General features: G+C 44.6%; 16 protein-coding genes, 1 pseudogene and 1 riboswitch. Of the genes and pseudogenes, 5 read left to right on the forward strand and 12 right to left on the reverse strand.

What is annotated here, in order from left to right; translation table 11 throughout:
* Positions 1–97: 97 nt before the first annotated feature.
* The 3 genes from mltC to mutY form a co-directional block, all read right to left on the reverse strand.
* The gene (mltC, locus tag Vt282_RS01755) at positions 98–1,234 is read right to left on the reverse strand and encodes a membrane-bound lytic murein transglycosylase MltC (RefSeq protein WP_162047236.1); all 1,137 of its coding nucleotides are present in this window, start codon (positions 1,232–1,234) and stop codon (positions 98–100) included.
* Between the two features lie 83 nt (positions 1,235–1,317).
* Positions 1,318–1,590 carry an oxidative damage protection protein gene (locus Vt282_RS01760; RefSeq protein ID WP_162047235.1) on the reverse strand — a complete coding sequence of 91 codons (273 nt, stop codon included), beginning with the start codon at positions 1,588–1,590 and terminating at the stop codon, positions 1,318–1,320.
* 16 nt (positions 1,591–1,606) lie between these two features.
* Positions 1,607–2,659 carry an A/G-specific adenine glycosylase gene (mutY, locus tag Vt282_RS01765; RefSeq protein ID WP_162062389.1) on the reverse strand — a complete coding sequence of 351 codons (1,053 nt, stop codon included), beginning with the start codon at positions 2,657–2,659 and terminating at the stop codon, positions 1,607–1,609.
* Positions 2,660–2,834: 175 nt separating this feature from the next.
* Here mutY and trmB point away from each other — a divergent pair, with 175 nt between their 5' ends.
* A complete protein-coding gene (gene trmB, locus Vt282_RS01770; RefSeq protein WP_162047233.1) occupies positions 2,835–3,554 on the forward strand; it encodes a tRNA (guanosine(46)-N7)-methyltransferase TrmB in 720 nt (239 codons plus the stop codon).
* Between the two features lie 231 nt (positions 3,555–3,785).
* Entirely contained in the window at positions 3,786–4,706 is a 921-nt protein-coding gene (gene glsB / locus Vt282_RS01775) for a glutaminase B (RefSeq protein WP_162062390.1), read from the forward strand.
* Between the two features lie 130 nt (positions 4,707–4,836).
* Here the strand turns inward: glsB and hemW are convergent, their stop codons facing one another.
* Genes hemW through Vt282_RS01810 form a run of 7 tightly spaced genes read right to left on the reverse strand, consistent with a single transcriptional unit; the run spans position 4,837 to position 9,551 of the window.
* A complete protein-coding gene (gene hemW, locus Vt282_RS01780) occupies positions 4,837–6,012 on the reverse strand; it encodes a radical SAM family heme chaperone HemW (protein WP_162062391.1) in 1,176 nt (391 codons plus the stop codon).
* 3 nt (positions 6,013–6,015) lie between these two features.
* A complete protein-coding gene (locus Vt282_RS01785; protein WP_162062392.1) occupies positions 6,016–6,612 on the reverse strand; it encodes an XTP/dITP diphosphatase in 597 nt (198 codons plus the stop codon).
* Between the two features lie 12 nt (positions 6,613–6,624).
* On the reverse strand, positions 6,625–7,056 hold the full coding sequence (locus Vt282_RS01790; protein ID WP_162062393.1) for a DUF4426 domain-containing protein: 432 nt from the start codon (positions 7,054–7,056) through the stop codon (positions 6,625–6,627).
* A 26-nt stretch (positions 7,057–7,082) separates the two neighbouring features.
* The gene (yggU, locus tag Vt282_RS01795; RefSeq protein WP_162047228.1) at positions 7,083–7,373 is read right to left on the reverse strand and encodes a DUF167 family protein YggU; all 291 of its coding nucleotides are present in this window, start codon (positions 7,371–7,373) and stop codon (positions 7,083–7,085) included.
* Positions 7,373–7,927, reverse strand: coding sequence for a YggT family protein (locus Vt282_RS01800; RefSeq protein WP_162062394.1), 555 nt, complete (start codon positions 7,925–7,927; stop codon positions 7,373–7,375). Before Vt282_RS01800 ends, yggU begins: the two co-directional genes overlap by 1 nt.
* Before the next feature lie 43 nt (positions 7,928–7,970).
* The gene (gene proC / locus Vt282_RS01805) at positions 7,971–8,789 is read right to left on the reverse strand and encodes a pyrroline-5-carboxylate reductase (RefSeq protein WP_162062395.1); all 819 of its coding nucleotides are present in this window, start codon (positions 8,787–8,789) and stop codon (positions 7,971–7,973) included.
* A 51-nt stretch (positions 8,790–8,840) separates the two neighbouring features.
* Positions 8,841–9,551 carry a YggS family pyridoxal phosphate-dependent enzyme gene (locus Vt282_RS01810; protein ID WP_162062396.1) on the reverse strand — a complete coding sequence of 237 codons (711 nt, stop codon included), beginning with the start codon at positions 9,549–9,551 and terminating at the stop codon, positions 8,841–8,843.
* Positions 9,552–9,575: 24 nt separating this feature from the next.
* On the opposite strand from Vt282_RS01810, the gene Vt282_RS01815 reads away from it, so the two are divergent.
* On the forward strand, positions 9,576–10,607 hold the full coding sequence (locus Vt282_RS01815) for a type IV pilus twitching motility protein PilT (RefSeq protein ID WP_162047224.1): 1,032 nt from the start codon (positions 9,576–9,578) through the stop codon (positions 10,605–10,607).
* A 13-nt stretch (positions 10,608–10,620) separates the two neighbouring features.
* Positions 10,621–11,724, forward strand: coding sequence for a PilT/PilU family type 4a pilus ATPase (locus tag Vt282_RS01820; RefSeq protein WP_408647130.1), 1,104 nt, complete (start codon positions 10,621–10,623; stop codon positions 11,722–11,724).
* Between the two features lie 60 nt (positions 11,725–11,784).
* Here Vt282_RS01820 and lysC read toward each other — a convergent pair whose 3' ends face one another.
* Complete coding sequence (lysC, locus tag Vt282_RS01825; RefSeq protein ID WP_162062397.1) at positions 11,785–13,137, reverse strand: lysine-sensitive aspartokinase 3; 1,353 nt, start codon at positions 13,135–13,137, stop codon at positions 11,785–11,787.
* Positions 13,138–13,392: 255 nt separating this feature from the next.
* Positions 13,393–13,571: riboswitch (Lysine riboswitch) on the reverse strand.
* A 186-nt stretch (positions 13,572–13,757) separates the two neighbouring features.
* Between lysC and Vt282_RS01830 the strand changes: the two genes are divergently transcribed.
* Positions 13,758–14,879 (forward strand): pyridoxal-phosphate-dependent aminotransferase family protein, encoded by a 1,122-nt coding sequence (locus Vt282_RS01830; RefSeq protein ID WP_162062398.1) that lies wholly within the window; start codon positions 13,758–13,760, stop codon positions 14,877–14,879.
* 31 nt (positions 14,880–14,910) lie between these two features.
* Here Vt282_RS01830 and Vt282_RS01835 read toward each other — a convergent pair.
* Positions 14,911–16,679: pseudogene (locus Vt282_RS01835) on the reverse strand (PglL family O-oligosaccharyltransferase).
* Positions 16,680–16,718: the final 39 nt, after the last annotated feature.

Below are 16,718 nucleotides of genomic sequence, written 5' to 3' on the forward strand. Positions count from 1 at the left end.
AGCGTATTAAACGGATTTTCAGTCCCTACGTCAACGTGTTTTTTGATTTTTTTTCAAAATAACGATCGTTTGCTTGGTTTTTGTCCAAAAAGGGGCTTTAAATACCTCCAGAGTTAAAATCGCTCTTGAATTTGGTCACTTTTTCTAGGTAACGGCGTGCTTCTGCTTTGGGGTGTTTGTTGGTTAAAGCCCAATAAACTTGATTCGGTTGCAGCGAATTTATGTCACGCATTGCTCGTTTTCGGTCATTTCGATTGAAAGTGTTCAAAACGCCACCAGTCCCGCCGTTATATGCGGAAATCATGGTGTACTCCAACGTCAGTGGGTGAGTGACATCTTTCAAATAGCGATTTTTCAGAATGTAAAAGTAGGCTGTACCGGTATCAATGTTATTTTCTGGGTTAAACAAATACTCCGGTGTTGGTTCGCCTGAGCGATTTTTTACTAATTTGAACACATCGCGACCCGCGGTCTTTGGTACCACCTGCATCAAACCATAAGCATTAGCCCAACTCACCGCATAAGGGTTAAAGCTACTTTCGGTTTTAATTATGGCGTAGATAAGATCCTCAGGAATACCATACTTATTAGACGCTCGGCGCACGATATCGGCATATTGATAACTGCGAATTTCTACTTGGTTTTCGACTAATGGAATTTCTACGTAATAGGCTTTTTTGAAATCGACGTCTTTGACCTTTAACTTATTGGCTATCAGGTAATCGGCAAAGCGCTGTGCACGCCAAGACCATTGAATCGGTTGATTATCTTGGTCAACAACCTGCTGATAAAGGAAAGGACGACCTTCTAACTTGATATCTTGAGATGAGAATAGGTCAACGTTGCCAGGGTCATCGGGTGTCAGCAAGGTGGTGATGATCGCGTTCTTTAGGTGTTGCTTCGGATCGATAGGCGAGACGGTTTCAATGACGATTGAGCCATTTTGAAAGTCGACTTCTGCGCGACTTAGATAGTTATCGATGTATTTTACATAGTTGCTTTTGCCGGCAACTTTGATTTCTCGACTACCCCAACGTTTTTCGATGTTACCGGAAAAGCTATTAATGAGCGCATCCAGTGCGGCGGTATCTTTTTGAAATTGTCCAGGCAACTGAGCGAGATTTTTGGCGAAACGGTTGGTTGGCTCGTAGTCGATATCATACATGCTCTCGATAAATTCACGGCTGCAACCGGTTAATATCAATGCTGTCAGAAAATACGCGAGTTTTTTCATTGCTGTCTTAGTTCTCTGAATTTTCGGCAAAAAAAATGACACCGTAGAAAACTGCGATGTCATCATTTTGCTTATAAAGGCAATTATTCACTTGGTGGCGTGTAGCCTTCGATGTGAACGTCTTTACCTTCAAATAAGAAGTTAACCATCTCAGTTTCCAGCAACTTGCGGTGCTCTGGATCCATCATGTTGAGTTTCTTCTCATTGATTAACATGGTTTGCTTGTGTTGCCACTCAGCCCATGCTTGTTTTGAGATATTGTCGTAGATTCTTTTACCTAGTTCACCTGGGTAAAATTGAAAATCTAGACCTTCAGCGTCTTGTTGTAGACGAGCACAAAATACAGTGCGGCTCATAACAGATTCCTTTTAACTATCGAAGTTCATGTGGCAGGCTTTCCAGCAACTGTTTGACTGGAGCGGCTAAGCCCACTTCTTCTGGTTGAGATAAGTTATACCAAAGACCTTTGTCTGCTTCCATTACCACGTCGGGCTGTTTTGATAGATCCAGCAAAATCGGCGTGATATCGAGGTGGTAATGACTAAAAGTATGACGAAAAGCGATCAACTGCTGTTGTGACTTAATGTCATTAAGGTTGATATGGCGACGTTCTAGCTGCGAATGGATATCAGCATCATGGTTTTCTGGAAAGCAAAATAAACCGCCCCAAATACCTGCTTGAGGTCGCTGCTCAAGCCATACTTGGCCGTTGTGGTGCAGCATGACAAACCAAGTTTCTTTCACGGGTTTGTCTTTTTTCGGTTTTTTGCCGGGATAATCAAGCGGGTTGCCTTGCTTTTTTGCCGCGCAAAGCTGCTCAACCGGGCAAAGGGTGCACTTAGGTTTACTGCGCGTGCAGACCATGGCACCCATGTCCATCATCGCTTGGTTGTATTTGTCCGTATCTTGGGTTGGAGTGTGTTGCTCTGCATAGTGCCAAAGTTGATTTTCAACTTTCTTTTGTCCCGGCCAACCGTCAACGGCGAAACAGCGAGCGAGGGTGCGTTTGACGTTACCATCAAGAATGGCATGAGGCTGTTTATATACTGAAGAGAGAATGGCGGCTGCAGTCGAGCGGCCAATACCGGGTAAGGCATTGAGCTGTTCAATATCGATTGGAAACTCACCTTGATATTCACTTGCCACCAGTTTCGCTGCTTTATGCAGGTTGCGCGCACGAGCGTAATAACCAAGCCCTGTCCAAAGGTGTAGCACTTCGTCTTGCTCCGCATTAGCAAGGTCGATAACGGTAGGGAAACGCTCAATAAATCGCAGATAATAAGGGATCACAGTAGCAACTTGGGTTTGTTGCAGCATGATCTCTGACAACCAAACGCTGTAAGCAGTTTTATTTTGTTGCCAAGGTAGATTCTTTCTACCGTAGGCGTCATACCAGGTGATTATGGCTTGGGCAAAAGGCGTCACGACTTGCTCGATTATAATTAGTAAGATTAATGGTCTAAAATTGCATCACAGATCGAAGCTAAAATACAACCTATAAAGTCTAAGGGTTTTGCATAATTAACACTTGCACCAATGGCAATTCTTTGGATAATCACAATCCCTTTTAGTCGAGACCAATTTTTAAACAGGCGAAATCATGAGTGAAGTGACCACTAACGAATACAATGAAGACGGTACATTAATCCGTAAAATCCGCAGTTTTGTACGTCGTGAAGGCCGTCTTACTAAAGGTCAAGAAAATGCGATGAAAGAGTGTTGGCCAACAATGGGCATCGACTACCAACCGCAACTTCTTGATTGGAAAGAAGTGTTTGGCAATGATAACCCAGTAGTGCTAGAGATTGGTTTCGGCATGGGTGCATCGCTAGTTGAGATGGCGAAAAATGCGCCAGAGAAGAACTTTATTGGTATTGAAGTTCATAGCCCAGGCGTTGGTGCATGTCTGTCTGACGCACGTGAAGCGGGTATTACTAACCTGCGCGTAATGTGCCATGATGCCGTTGAAGTGTTCGAGCACATGATTCCAGATTCAAGCCTAACGACACTACAACTGTTCTTCCCAGACCCGTGGCACAAAAAGCGCCACCACAAACGTCGTATCGTGCAGCTAGAGTTTGCTGAAATGGTGCGTCAAAAGCTGAAGTTGGAAGAGGGTATTTTCCACATGGCAACTGACTGGGAAAATTACGCAGAGCACATGATTGAAATCATGAACCAAGCACCTGGTTTTGCCAACATTGCAACCGATGGTGACTACATTCCACGTCCAGATGAGCGTCCACTAACTAAGTTTGAAGCGCGCGGCCATCGTCTAGGTCATGGCGTGTGGGACATTAAGTACAAACGTACTGCATAATTTAGCTCTAAGCTAACGGTGGCTTCCATCGTTTGGTATAGAATGAATAGTGAGAGCCAACATTACGATGTTGGCTTTTTTGACTGTACATACCGTTCTACTCGAAGTTGCAGTGTTTTTCGTCACCCTTAATGGGTCAAGCTGTATCTCCAAGTGGATTGGATTATTAGCTAGGGTTCTAGCTAAACAGACTCGTTTTAGCGAGTTGTTACAACCATAAGCAGGTCATAGATGAAACCGACACGCGAGATTTTAGCGGACATCTTGGAAGAAGTTCGTCCTTTAATTGGGCAAGGAAAAGTTGCTGATTACATTCCAGCATTGGCTAAAGTGCCAAATACCAAATTGGGTATTGCGGTTTTTACTAATGAAGGTGAAGTGATCAAAGCCGGTGATGCTGATGAAGGTTTTTCGATCCAATCGATCTCTAAAGCATTGAGCTTAACTCTGGCGATGTCTCTGTATAAACCAGAAGAGATCTGGAAAAAAGTCGGCAAAGAACCGTCTGGTCAGGCGTTTAACTCTATGATTCAGTTAGAAATGGAGCAAGGCATTCCGCGTAATCCCTTTATCAACGCAGGCGCAATTATTGTCGCTGATTTGCTGCATAGCCGTCTTTCGGCGCCGCGCCATCGCTTGTTGGAATTTGTGCGTCAATTGTCGGGTGAAGATCATATTGTTTATGACAAAGTGGTGGCGGCTTCAGAAATGATGCACAGTGATCGTAATGCAGCGATCGCTTATCTGATGCGCTCTTTTGGTAATTTTGAAAATGAAGTGATTCCGGTATTAGCGAATTACTTCCATGCCTGCGCACTGAAAATGAGCTGTGTCGATTTAGCCAAGACGTTTAGTTATCTAGCCAATAAAGGCGTATCGGTGCAAACCGGTAAGCAGATTATTACGCAGATGCAAACTAAGCAGCTTAATGCGCTGTTGGCGACCTGTGGTCTTTATGATGGTGCGGGCGAGTTTGCTTATCGTGTGGGTATGCCGGGTAAATCAGGCGTGGGCGGCGGTATTATCGCTATCGTTCCAGGTGAAATGAGCATCGCAGTATGGTCACCTGAGCTTGATGCGTCGGGTAACTCTCTGGCAGGGACTTATGCGCTAGAACTGCTCGCAGAGCGTATCGGTCGCTCGATTTTTTAGGAACTAATAATCGAGAAGAAGCATCACTCACTACAATAAATAAACAAGGGTCAGCATCTGCTGACCCTTGTTATTTTAGTCTTGTATCTTCCGCCCGATTTATAGCGGAATCATCAATTGATGAATCTTGTTATTCTTCGTCTGCCATAAAGGCTTCAAGCAGATCGTTTAAGAACAACTTCCCTTTTTCGGTGATTTGCCAATGGGTGTCAGTTTCACTTAAATATTGCTGTTCCAACGCCCAATCAATGGTGTCTTTAATCGCACTGAGCGGCAAACCGGTCGTATCGATAAAGTCTTGTTTAGGACAGGGTTCGATAAGGCGAAAACGATTCATAAAGAATTCAAATGGACGGTCTGGGTTCGCCACTTCAAATTCATCGCTCAAATACGGCTTAACCATATTTTGATAGGCAGCGAGATAGCCGCGTGGGTGCTTGGTTTTAGTGGTGCGGATAATGCGCCCATCGTTAAAGCTTAGTTTGCCATGTGAGCCACAGCCGATACCGAGATAGTCACCAAAGCGCCAATAATTCAGATTATGCTGACATTGATAATCCGGTTTGCTGTAACCCGAGATTTCATATTGCACATAACCCGCATCAGTCAGCTTTTGGTGGCCTTGTTCAAAAATATCCCACAAATCGTCGTCATCAGGCAATGTCGGTGGTTTGTAGTAGAACATGGTATTAGGCTCGATCGTAAGCTGGTACCAAGAGAGATGTGGAGGATTTAGGGCTATTGCTTGCTCCAAATCTGCCAATGCTTGTTCGATGCTTTGATCCGGCAAGCCATGCATCAGATCCAAGTTAAAGCTTTTCAAACCAACTTGATGCGCCAATTGGGCGGCATTGATCGCTTCTTGTTTGCCATGAATACGGCCAAGTTTTTCGAGCTTATCTTGGGCAAAACTTTGCACGCCAATTGAAATTCGAGTGACACCAGCAGCTTGATAGCCAAAGAAACGTTCGGTTTCAACCGTGCCCGGATTCGCTTCCATGGTGATTTCGATATTTGGTTTAAATGGGATGCGCAGCTCAATGCCGTCGAGTAGGCGTTTAATGCCTTCGGCGGAAATTAAGCTTGGCGTACCACCACCAATAAAGATTGAATGCAGTGGTCGGGGAGCTTGGTTTAACTGGTACTTTTCAATATCACGATCCAAATCCTCTAAAAGTGCGTTGATGTATTGCTCTTCTGGGATCTCTGCTTTGAGTGCATGAGAGTTAAAATCGCAATATGGGCACTTTTGTACACACCATGGAATATGAACATACAAACTAAGTGCTGGTGGTACTAATTGCATGACTTAAGCTTGCTCCGCAAGAGTGGAAAATAGTGCTTTTAGAGCCTTACCACGATGAGAGAGTTGTTTTTTACGTGCAGGTTCTAGCTGCGCTGATGAGCAGTTATCTTCAGGTACAAAGAAGATAGGATCATAACCAAAACCATTTTCACCTTGTGCTTCAGTCAGAATACGACCTTCCCACTTGCCGTGACAAACGATCGGTGTTGGATCGTCAGCGTGACGCATCAATACTAATACACAATGAAAGCGCGCAGTGCGTTGCTCTTCAGGCACGCCTTGCATTGCCGCTAGTAGTTTGCTGATGTTGTCTGCATCGCTGGCGTCAACACCGGCATAGCGAGCAGAATAGATACCAGGAGCGCCGTTTAGGTAGTCAACTTCTAGACCCGAATCATCAGCAATCGCAGGCAAGCCTGTTTCTTTCGCTGCATGACGTGCTTTGATGATTGCATTTTCAATAAAGGTTGTACCGGTTTCTTCTGCTTCGACAATATTAAAATCGCTTTGTGCCAGTACTTCAAAACCGAAATCAGCCAGTAGATCCGCCATTTCGTGCACCTTACCTTGGTTGCCTGTTGCTAATACAATCTTGCTCATGCGTGGTCCTGTTTATTCTTCAACATAAAATTTCTGCGTGAACTTTAAAGTGCCTTTGCCTTTATTGCCAGCGTCGATATCGATATTGAAGCTAATATTTTCTTCTTCACTGATCGAGAACTCGGCGAGATAGTAAATCGCATCCCCTTCTTGGATCTCTCTAAAGTTTAGCTGGCGAGATTGACCTATCAGGTTTTTCGCTATGCCGGAAATTTTGCCAGCAGTTGCGGGTTTTCCTGCTTGAGACATATCGAGCAAACTTATATTGAGAATGGCGAGATGGCTACTGCGTTTGAGTTTATAGCTACGGGCGATTTCTGGGGTTAGAAAAGTGGAGTTGAAGGCGGAATAGTGAACTTCTATATCTTTAATGGTTTTGAATTGCCCAGCCCATGAAGGGACGGAAAAAAAACAGATGAGTAGAGCGGTGAACCAGGTTTTCATACGTTATGTCCTTATAAAAAAAGCCATCATAGGATGGCTTCGATTTCTGGCGGGATCTGACTTGGAGAGATAATACGGACTTGTTTGTGCCGTCCTAACTCGCCCTTTTCGATATTGATCAATCCCTTAGCCACTTTAAATTGTTTCGACAAATACTTGCTCAGATGCGCATTGGCTTTGCCATCAACCGGTGGGGCTGTGATGGCAATTTTTACTTCTTCACCATGCAAGCCGACGATTTTGTCGCGGCTTGCTTTGGGTTGGATATAAAGGCGAAGCACAATATCTTCACCTTCACGCCATACTGCTTGTGACATTACAAGCCGAACCAAATTGGACCAATTAAGTCGCCCATGAGGAAATTCGCGAACTGTAGGCCAATAAATAGTACTAGCACACTTAGGTCGAAGCCACCCATCGCAGGAATAATGCGACGAATTGGTGCCAGCATTGGCTCAGTCAGTTGGTGGAATACGTATTCGATTGGGCTGCGGCCTTGGCTAACCCAGCTCAAAATTGCGCGAATTAGTAGTACCCAGAATAATAAACCACCAGCGGCTTTAACCAGTGAAAGCAATCCGATAAATAGTAAATATGGATCGAGAGAGATCGCACCCGATTTAATAAATACGACGGTAAAGAATTTTAGTACACACAATACATAGGCAAACAGCAGTGTTGCCATATCAATATTGCCTACAGACGGAATCACTCGACGCAGCGGTGCAACGACAGGCTGAGTCGCTTTTACCACAAACTGAGAGAATGGGTTGTAGAAATCTGCACGTGTAGCTTGTAGCCAAATGCGTAGTAACACCACCATGATGTATAAATCAAAAATGGTGGTGACGAGGAAACTCATTGAATTCATAGGTGACCCTTGTTATTAAACAGACCGATGGCGGTACTGATTATTAAAATAGTTTTTCCATTTCTTCGGCGCGAATTACCGCAGCTTGCATCGCTTTCGCTACGATATCAGTCAACTGGAGTTCGTTAAAGGTGCGAATCGCTTCTGCCGTGGTGCCGCCTTTTGACGTCACTTGCTCACGCAGTGTGGATAATTCGGTTTCAGGATTAGCAACCACAAGTTCTGCCGCACCAAGCGCAGATTGCTGTACCAATAAACGTGCGGTATCAGAGTCAAAACCTTGTTTGATTGCTTCCGCTTGCATTGCTTCCATAAATAGGAAGAAGTAGGCCGGTGCACTGCCCGCAGCTGCGATAACATTATTGATGCCAGATTCTTGATTCACCCAGCACACTTTACCCACGGCTTCCATTAAATCGGCCGCAAAGTTTTTGTCTTGCTCACTGACAGTATTTGGTGCGTAAAGACCGCTCATGCCTTGTCCGACTAGCGCAGGTGTATTTGGCATCACGCGTACTAGATTCAGTTTCGCGGCGAACATTTCATCCAAACGCTGCGCACTAATCCCTGCTGCGATAGAGATCACCAGCTTATTTTGATAGTTGATGGTTTGCATGTCTTGTGCAACCACTGACATCAATTGTGGTTTTACTGCCAAAACAATGACATCAGCACCTTCTGCCGCTGCAACGTTGTCTGAATGAGTATTGATGCCATAACGGTCTGCGAGAAAATCACGTTGTGGCTGGTTAGGGTCAGTAGCAGTGATCAAGCTTGCTGGGTAGCCACTAGCAAGCAGGCCGGCAATAATTGAACGGGCCATGTTTCCAGCGCCAATGAATGTGATGTTCTTGTGTTCCATGATAGCTTCCTGTTGGTCTATCGAATTATCCGTTAACAAGATAATTCTTTGTTATTTGTTGTAATCTCGAGCGCCAAAAATTGCTGTGCCAATGCGTACCATGGTACTTCCTGCTTCAATTGCTGCGTCCATATCACCACTCATGCCCATTGATAAGGTATCAAGGTTAAGTTGAGGAAAGCGTTCGCTCAGGCGATGTTTCAATTCAGACAATTGCTTGAAGGCACGTAACTGAGATGGATAGTCAGGTACATTGGCTGGAATTGACATCAACCCTCTTAAAGTGAGGTTTGGTAGCGATGAAATCAACTCTGCTAATTCAAAAACTTGCTCTTCTTCAATTCCTGATTTGCTTTCTTCACCGCTGGTATTAACTTGAATTAATACTTGCAGCGGTGGTAAACAGGTTGGGCGTTGATCGTTTAAGCGTTGGGCGATCTTAGCGCGATCAATGGTGTGTACCCAAGCGAAGTTTTCCGCAACTGGGCGAGTTTTGTTTGATTGAATTGGACCGATAAAGTGCCACACAAGCTCCAATTCAGGATGAGATTGAGCAAAATATGCTATTTTGTCGACCCCTTCTTGCACATAATTTTCGCCAAACGCAGTTTGTCCCGCGAGAGCTGCATCTAAAATCGCTTGTGTCGGTTTAGTTTTACTTACCGCGAGAAGTTGCACAGAGTCTCGAGCACGTCCACATTTTTGCAGCGCACTTGAAATCTGTGAGGTGATCTGTTCAATATTTTGTTGAATACTACTCATATCTAACTTTACTAAGGAATTTAAATGGATATCGCTGAGTTACTGGACTTTAGTGTAAAACATAATGCGTCAGATCTACATCTTTCTGCAGGTGTTTCTCCAATGGTGCGCATTGACGGTGAAGTACGCAAGTTGAGTGTTCCTGCTTTTACTCATGCAGAAGTACATCGTTTAGTGTTTGAAATCATGAATGATGCGCAGCGCAGTGAGTTTGAAGAACATCTTGAAGTCGACTTTTCATTTGAATTACCTGAAGTTGGTCGCTTCCGTGTTAACGCTTTCAACCAATCTCGAGGATGTGCGGCGGTATTCCGTACCATTCCAACCAGTATTCCGACGTTGCAAGATCTCGATGCGCCGGAAATTTTTGAGAAAATCGCGAACTTTGAAAAAGGCTTAGTGCTGGTTACAGGGCCGACTGGCTCAGGTAAATCGACGACGCTTGCCGCGATGGTTGATTTTATTAACCGTAATCAGAATAAGCATATTTTGACCATCGAAGACCCGATTGAATTTGTCCATCAGAACCAAAAATGTTTGATCAACCAACGTGAAGTGCATCGTGATACACATAGCTTTAAAAAGGCATTGCGCAGCGCACTTCGTGAAGACCCTGATGTGATTTTGGTGGGGGAGTTGCGTGACCAAGAAACAATCAGTTTGGCATTAACAGCGGCAGAAACGGGTCACTTGGTATTTGGTACTTTGCATACCAGTTCAGCCGCAAAAACGATTGACCGTATTATCGACGTATTTCCAGGTAGTGATAAAGATATGGTTCGCTCGATGCTTTCAGAATCCTTACGCGCGGTTATTGCGCAGAAGCTACTGAAACGCATTGGTGGTGGACGTGTTGCATGTCATGAGATCATGATGGCAACGCCAGCTATTCGTAACTTGATACGTGAAGATAAAGTCGCGCAAATGTATTCAGTGATTCAAACGGGTGCAGCGCAAGGCATGCAAACCATTGAGCAAAATGCGAGACAACTGATTGTTCGAGGCTTGGTTGAGCCGGAAGAAGTTGAACAAAAAATTGGCTCGCTCACTTATTAAGGAATAGCGGATTATGATTGATGCATTTCTGCAGGAGATGAATGCCCAAAAAGCGTCCGATTTGTATATCACCGTGGGTGCACCAGTGTTGTATCGCGTTGATGGTGAATTGCGTGCGCACGGCGAGGTCTTAAGCGAACAGAATGTTATGGATTTACTCAATGCCATCATGGACGAACCACGCCGAGCAGATTATAACGCCACGCGTGAAGCCAATTTTGCGGTAGTGAGGAATTTTGGACGTTTTCGTGTCTCAGCATTTTTTCAACGCGAGCTTCCCGGTGCAGTCATCCGGCGTATCGAAACACAAATTCCAACGTTTGAATCTTTGCGTTTACCGGATGTATTGCAAAATTTATGTATTGCTAAGCGCGGCCTAGTTTTGGTGGTTGGAGCGACAGGCTCTGGTAAATCGACCACAATGGCTGCGATGACGGGGTATCGAAATCGCCACCGAGCGGGACATATTATAACGGTTGAAGATCCGATCGAATTTGTTCATGAGCACCACAAGTGTATCGTGACTCAACGTGAAGTCGGATTGGACACGGAAAGCTACGATGTCGCGCTCAAAAACTCATTGCGCCAAGCGCCAGATATGATTTTGATTGGTGAGATACGGACGCGTGAAACCATGGAGTTTGCGATGGCGTTTGCTGAAACCGGTCATTTATGTATGGCAACCCTGCACGCAAACAATGCTAACCAAGCTCTAGAGCGGATATTGCATTTGGTGCCGAAAGAGAAGAAAGAGCAGTTTTTGTTTGATCTCTCAAATAACCTACGGGGAGTTATCGGTCAGCAATTGCTTAGGGATAAATATGGTAGTGGTCGACATGGTGTGTTTGAGATCTTGCTGAATAGCCCAAGGGTTTCGGACTTGATTCGTCGTGGAGAGTTACACGAATTGAAATCGACCATGGCTAAATCACAGCAGATTGGTATGCAAACCTTTGACCAAGCGCTGTACCAGCTTATTGTTGACGATAAAATCAGTGTCGAAGATGCGATGCACAGTGCGGACTCCGCTAACGATTTACGCATTATGCTTAAAACTCAACATGGCGATAGCTTTAATACTAAAACACAATCTTCTATTAGCATTGATATGAATTAGTGTTTGAAGCATAAAAAAACCGAGCATTGCTCGGTTTTTTTGACTGCCTCAGAATGGTCTTTAACCTTCAAACAATTCTTTATGTAGTTTTTGGATCGCTTGGCGCGATACTGATTCATGCACCAAGAAACACAAGTTGTGAGGGCTTGCACCAAAGCAAATCATACGTAAGTTGAGATCTTCTAAAGTACTAAACACTTGTTTAGCATAGCCTTTGCTATCGCTCATATTATTGCCAATCAGCGCAACAAGACATAGGTTTTGCTCGATTTCTACCGTACACAACTCTTCCAATTCAGCACGAGCCGCCGCTGGTAGTTGTGGCGCTCCGCCACTAGTATCTGTTTGGTCTAAAGTTAGCGATACACTGATTTCAGAGGTGGTGATCAAATCAACCGACACTTTATGCTTGGCTAAGATCTCAAATACTTTGGCTAAGAAGCCATAAGCATGGAACATTTTAGCGCTACGCAGAGTAACCATAGTTTGGTTGCAACGCAGTGCGAGCGCGCGAAATAGTGGTGAGCTTTGCACTTGATGACGAATCCATGTGCCGCCTTTTTCTGGCTCTTTTGAAGAGCCGACGAAGACAGGAATATCGTGGCGTAGTGCAGGCACAAGCGTTGATGGGTGAAGGATTTTAGCGCCAAAGTTTGCCATTTCAGACGCTTCGCTAAAGCTGATTTCAGAAATTGGAGCGGCTTTTTCTGCGATGCGAGGGTCCGTTGTGTAAATTCCAGGTACATCGGTCCAAATTTCCAGTCCTTCGGCTTTGACTGCTTCAGCGATTAACGCTGCACTATAGTCACTTCCGCCTCGACCTAGCGTGGTGGTATTGCCTTCATCATCCGCGCCAATAAAGCCTTGAGTGATGACGATGGAGTCTTCGCAAAGTGGTGCAAGCAATTCTTTCGCGAGGATGCCAGTTTGTTCGACATTTGGTTCAGCTTTGCCAAACGTATCATCGGTTCGCAGTACTTGGCGAATGTCAAAACGTACCGCCGGCATGCCACGCTCACGCATCAACTGAGCAAGAATGTGGGTCGACATTAGCTCGCCACAAGCGACCAAGTGATCAGTAAGTTTAGTGCTGGATTGAATTGAAGCAGCTTCAGCAAGACTGGTCACAGTATCAAGAATTTGATACACCTCAGACGCAGTCTCTGTTGCATGATTAAGTTGAACAATAATAGCTTCATGTATATCAGCTAATTGCTGAATTACTTGGCGTCGTTGTTGTTCATCGGTTACACCGTTAGCAAGTTCAACTAATAGGTTAGTGACACCTGAGCAGGCAGAGCTAACCACCAATCGGGTACTTGGATTGTTTTCTATTATGGCCGCACAGCGGCTCATGGCTTCAAAGTTTGCAACACTGGTTCCGCCAAACTTGGCGACATTAAAAGAGCTCACAGCGATTCTCCCACGACATCCTAAATATTGTTGTTGGTAATCCAACGTCCTTTGTTTTTGTGTTTGACTATCTAGCTGGTGGAAATGAGTTACGCAGACAACTGATTTCAGTTAGTGCACGTCAAATGCTTTGTAGCACCGTTTGTGTTCCGCAATTCACAGCTTGGCGATTCACCAATCCAATTGACTAAGATATGTTCAAACGAGAAGAGAGTATTGAGCGATTGTTCGAGGTAAGTTATTTGGCTTAATCTTCACCTCAGAAGCGCTTCATCAGACAGTGCTGATGACAGTTGATGAGATTCAACTCAGGTCAACCGACGTCACCAAACCGACAACTTGGTGGCATCTCGGCATTGCTCTCCCTCAATGAATCGTATCGGAGTTGTGGCTCCACGATGCATCTACCTAGGCAATGCTCCTCTTCTGTGATTAATTATTGAACGGCTTTGTGTGATCAAAGTCAACCGATAATTTTACTTCAGCACAACAATGATTAACAAAATGGGAGGTGGCCAGCTAAATAGGACTGTTTGAGTATAGACTTATGACCAATTGTCTGATGAAGAATATTGGTCTAAGGTGAGTGCAATAAAACATCAGCCACAAGGAGAGCGAACATGACAATCCAAAGCTTTATTCCACCTCGTCGAATTCTGATGGGGCCTGGTCCATCTGATATTTCTCCTCAAGTATTGCAAGCATTGAGTCGTCCAACGGTTGGTCATTTAGACCCGCTATTTGTTGGCATGATGGATGAACTGAAACAGTTACTTAAGTATGCATTCCAAACCGAAAATGAGTTCACCATAGCCGTTTCGGCCCCAGGAAGCGCAGGTATGGAAGCTTGCTTCGTAAACTTAGTTGAGCCGGGTGATAAAGTGATTGTTTGTCGCAATGGGGTGTTTGGCGAACGTATGCGTGAAAATGTTGTGAGGGCAGGCGGTGACGCGATTGTGATTGATGATGAATGGGGGGCGCCGGTTTCAATTGATAAAGTTGAAAGGGCACTCAAGGAACATTCTGATGTCAAAATCGTAGCGTTTGTTCATGCTGAAACCTCAACCGGTGCTTTGTCTGATGCGCAGGCATTAGGCGCTTTAGCAAAACAGCATAATGCCTTAACCATTGTTGATGCGGTGACGTCACTTGGTGGTGTGCCTTTAAAAGTTGATGAATGGCAGCTTGATGCTGTTTATTCAGGTAGTCAAAAATGCCTTTCTTGTGTGCCAGGATTATCACCCTTAACGTTTTCTTCAAAGGCAATTGCCAAGATTCAAAGTCGCAGCACACCAGTGCAAAGCTGGTTTCTGGATCAGAGCCTAGTACTTGGTTACTGGAGTGGTGAAGGTAAGCGTAGTTATCATCATACTGCGCCAGTCAACAGCCTTTATGCATTGCACGAGGCATTATTGATGCTGAAAAATGAAGGTTTAGACAATGCTTGGCAGCGCCATCGCACCATGCATGACAAATTGAAATTAGGTCTAGAAAAGTTGGGCTTTAAGTTCGTGGTTGAAGCGGCCGATCGTTTACCTCAACTCAATGCGATCTATGTGCCTGAAGGTATTGATGAAGCTGCTGTGCGTAACCACCTACTTGAGACTTACAATCTGGAGATTGGAGCTGGTTTAGGCGCATTGGCGGGCAAAGCTTGGCGTATTGGACTAATGGGCTACGGAGCAAGGCAAGAGAATGTCGCCCTTTGCTTGCAAGCATTGGAAGAGTCGTTGACTCAATAAAACAAAAAAGCGGCGCAATGCGCCGCTTTGTCTATTTTGCTGCAGAGGCTTTAAGTGCATCGATATCTGGAGCAATGTACTGGACTTTATCAAAATCCAACTCTGGAAATAGGAACTTGGCCTCACTACGAATTTGTTCAGCTTTAGCATCTTCGCCTAAACCCGATATGCCAATATCAAATTATTATAGAAAGCTGGGCGAGGGCTATTTTTTATGATCGCCAAAGACCAATCGATATACGGTTGAATATATTGTTTGTCTTGAGTAATGAGGCCAACTTGTAAGTAGGTGCTGTACACATCCCAGTCATAGCGATCTTTCCAAACAACAGGGTTCGTCACCTGTTGCAAAATAGTCGGATCTTTTGGCTTAGTCAGTTCAAACTTAGTGAGGACATAATTGGTGTGTAATGAACTTAGCATGTAAATCGAGATGACGACGGGAATGACAAGACTTAACGCTCTTAGTATGACCTGTGAAATACGACTAAACCCAGTTACTCGATATTTATTGGCTCGTTGATCGACCCAGTAAAGCAGAACAATAAATGTAATCCAGTGAACAAAAGAGTGATAGAACGGGTACTCTAATTGGCTATGCAAAACAATGGGTACGAACAAGCCGAACATGGCAAGGCGCGTCCCTTTTTTGGTTTGGTACATGCGCAGCAACATAAATGCCGCGGCGAGAGTAATACCTAATAACGGTAATAGTCCGCCTTCAACACCCCAATACAACATTTCATTATGTGGATGTGTCAGCGCGGGTAAGCCTACATGGTAATCAGGATTTAGCTGATGTTGGCGAGCCGTGTAAAGAATATAGTCTGATTCGAATCGACCGTAACCATAACCCGTAAATGGTTTCTCAATAATCATATCGAGCGCTTGTGGGTATGTGTAGCTACGTGGACTTTCGAAATTAACCTTATCTTTGACTAAATCAGCATTTCCGTGAGAGCTGATCATAGGCAGTAATAATCCCAGCACAATCCCCACTAACGCCGACAAACACCAACCAATAATGCGTTTGTGAGTAGCGAAGCGGTATAAATAGGGTAACACCAAGATTGTAGATAATATTGCGGCCAGCCACCCCGTACGTGAAGCGATAACAACAATAAGTGGGATGGTAAGTAGTGGCATCAAATAGAGCAGAGTTACATCACTTAACTTATGTTGGTATTTAATTGGTTGGCGTGAGAGCAAATAAGCAGAAATCGCTAGGCCAGTCGCTAAAAAGCTCGCCATGACATTCACTTGTTGGAAAATACCATAAGGCCGGTTATGAATTGTGTTGTAGCCAAACATATTGCCCGGCTCGAGCAGTAAATACTGTACCCAGCCATATACTGCTTGGATGGCGACAGCGATAACGATAAACCAAAGTAAGCGTTGTTTCTGACGGTTGCTGAAGCGGAATTGCTGCAAAATAACGAACAGTAAAAAACCCATCCACAATCCAGTCAATCGGCTCACCGAAAGTAGCAGTGAGCTATTTGGATAGAGAACTGGAGCGGTCATCATCAAGCATGAGATGAACAGTACAATCGTCATTTTGTTGTAGCGTAAGACACCTTGAGTTCCAATTTGGTACAAGCCAATACCAATGCTGATGGAGAAGGCTAACCAAGTAGTGGCGTTAAACGACAGTGCGAGGCCTGAACCACCAGGATTTGGCATAAAAAAATGCATTGCGACGATGTAGAGCGCACCTAATGACACCAAAAATGGTCGAATTAAAGGTAGCCTTGGGGCTTGTGGTTCGAGTTGCGTACCAGTGAGGTGTATGGTTGCCATAGGGATAGGTCACTTCTACATAAACAAAACCAGCGTATG

This window comes from Vibrio taketomensis (assembly GCF_009938165.1).
Classification (GTDB): domain Bacteria; phylum Pseudomonadota; class Gammaproteobacteria; order Enterobacterales; family Vibrionaceae; genus Vibrio; species Vibrio taketomensis.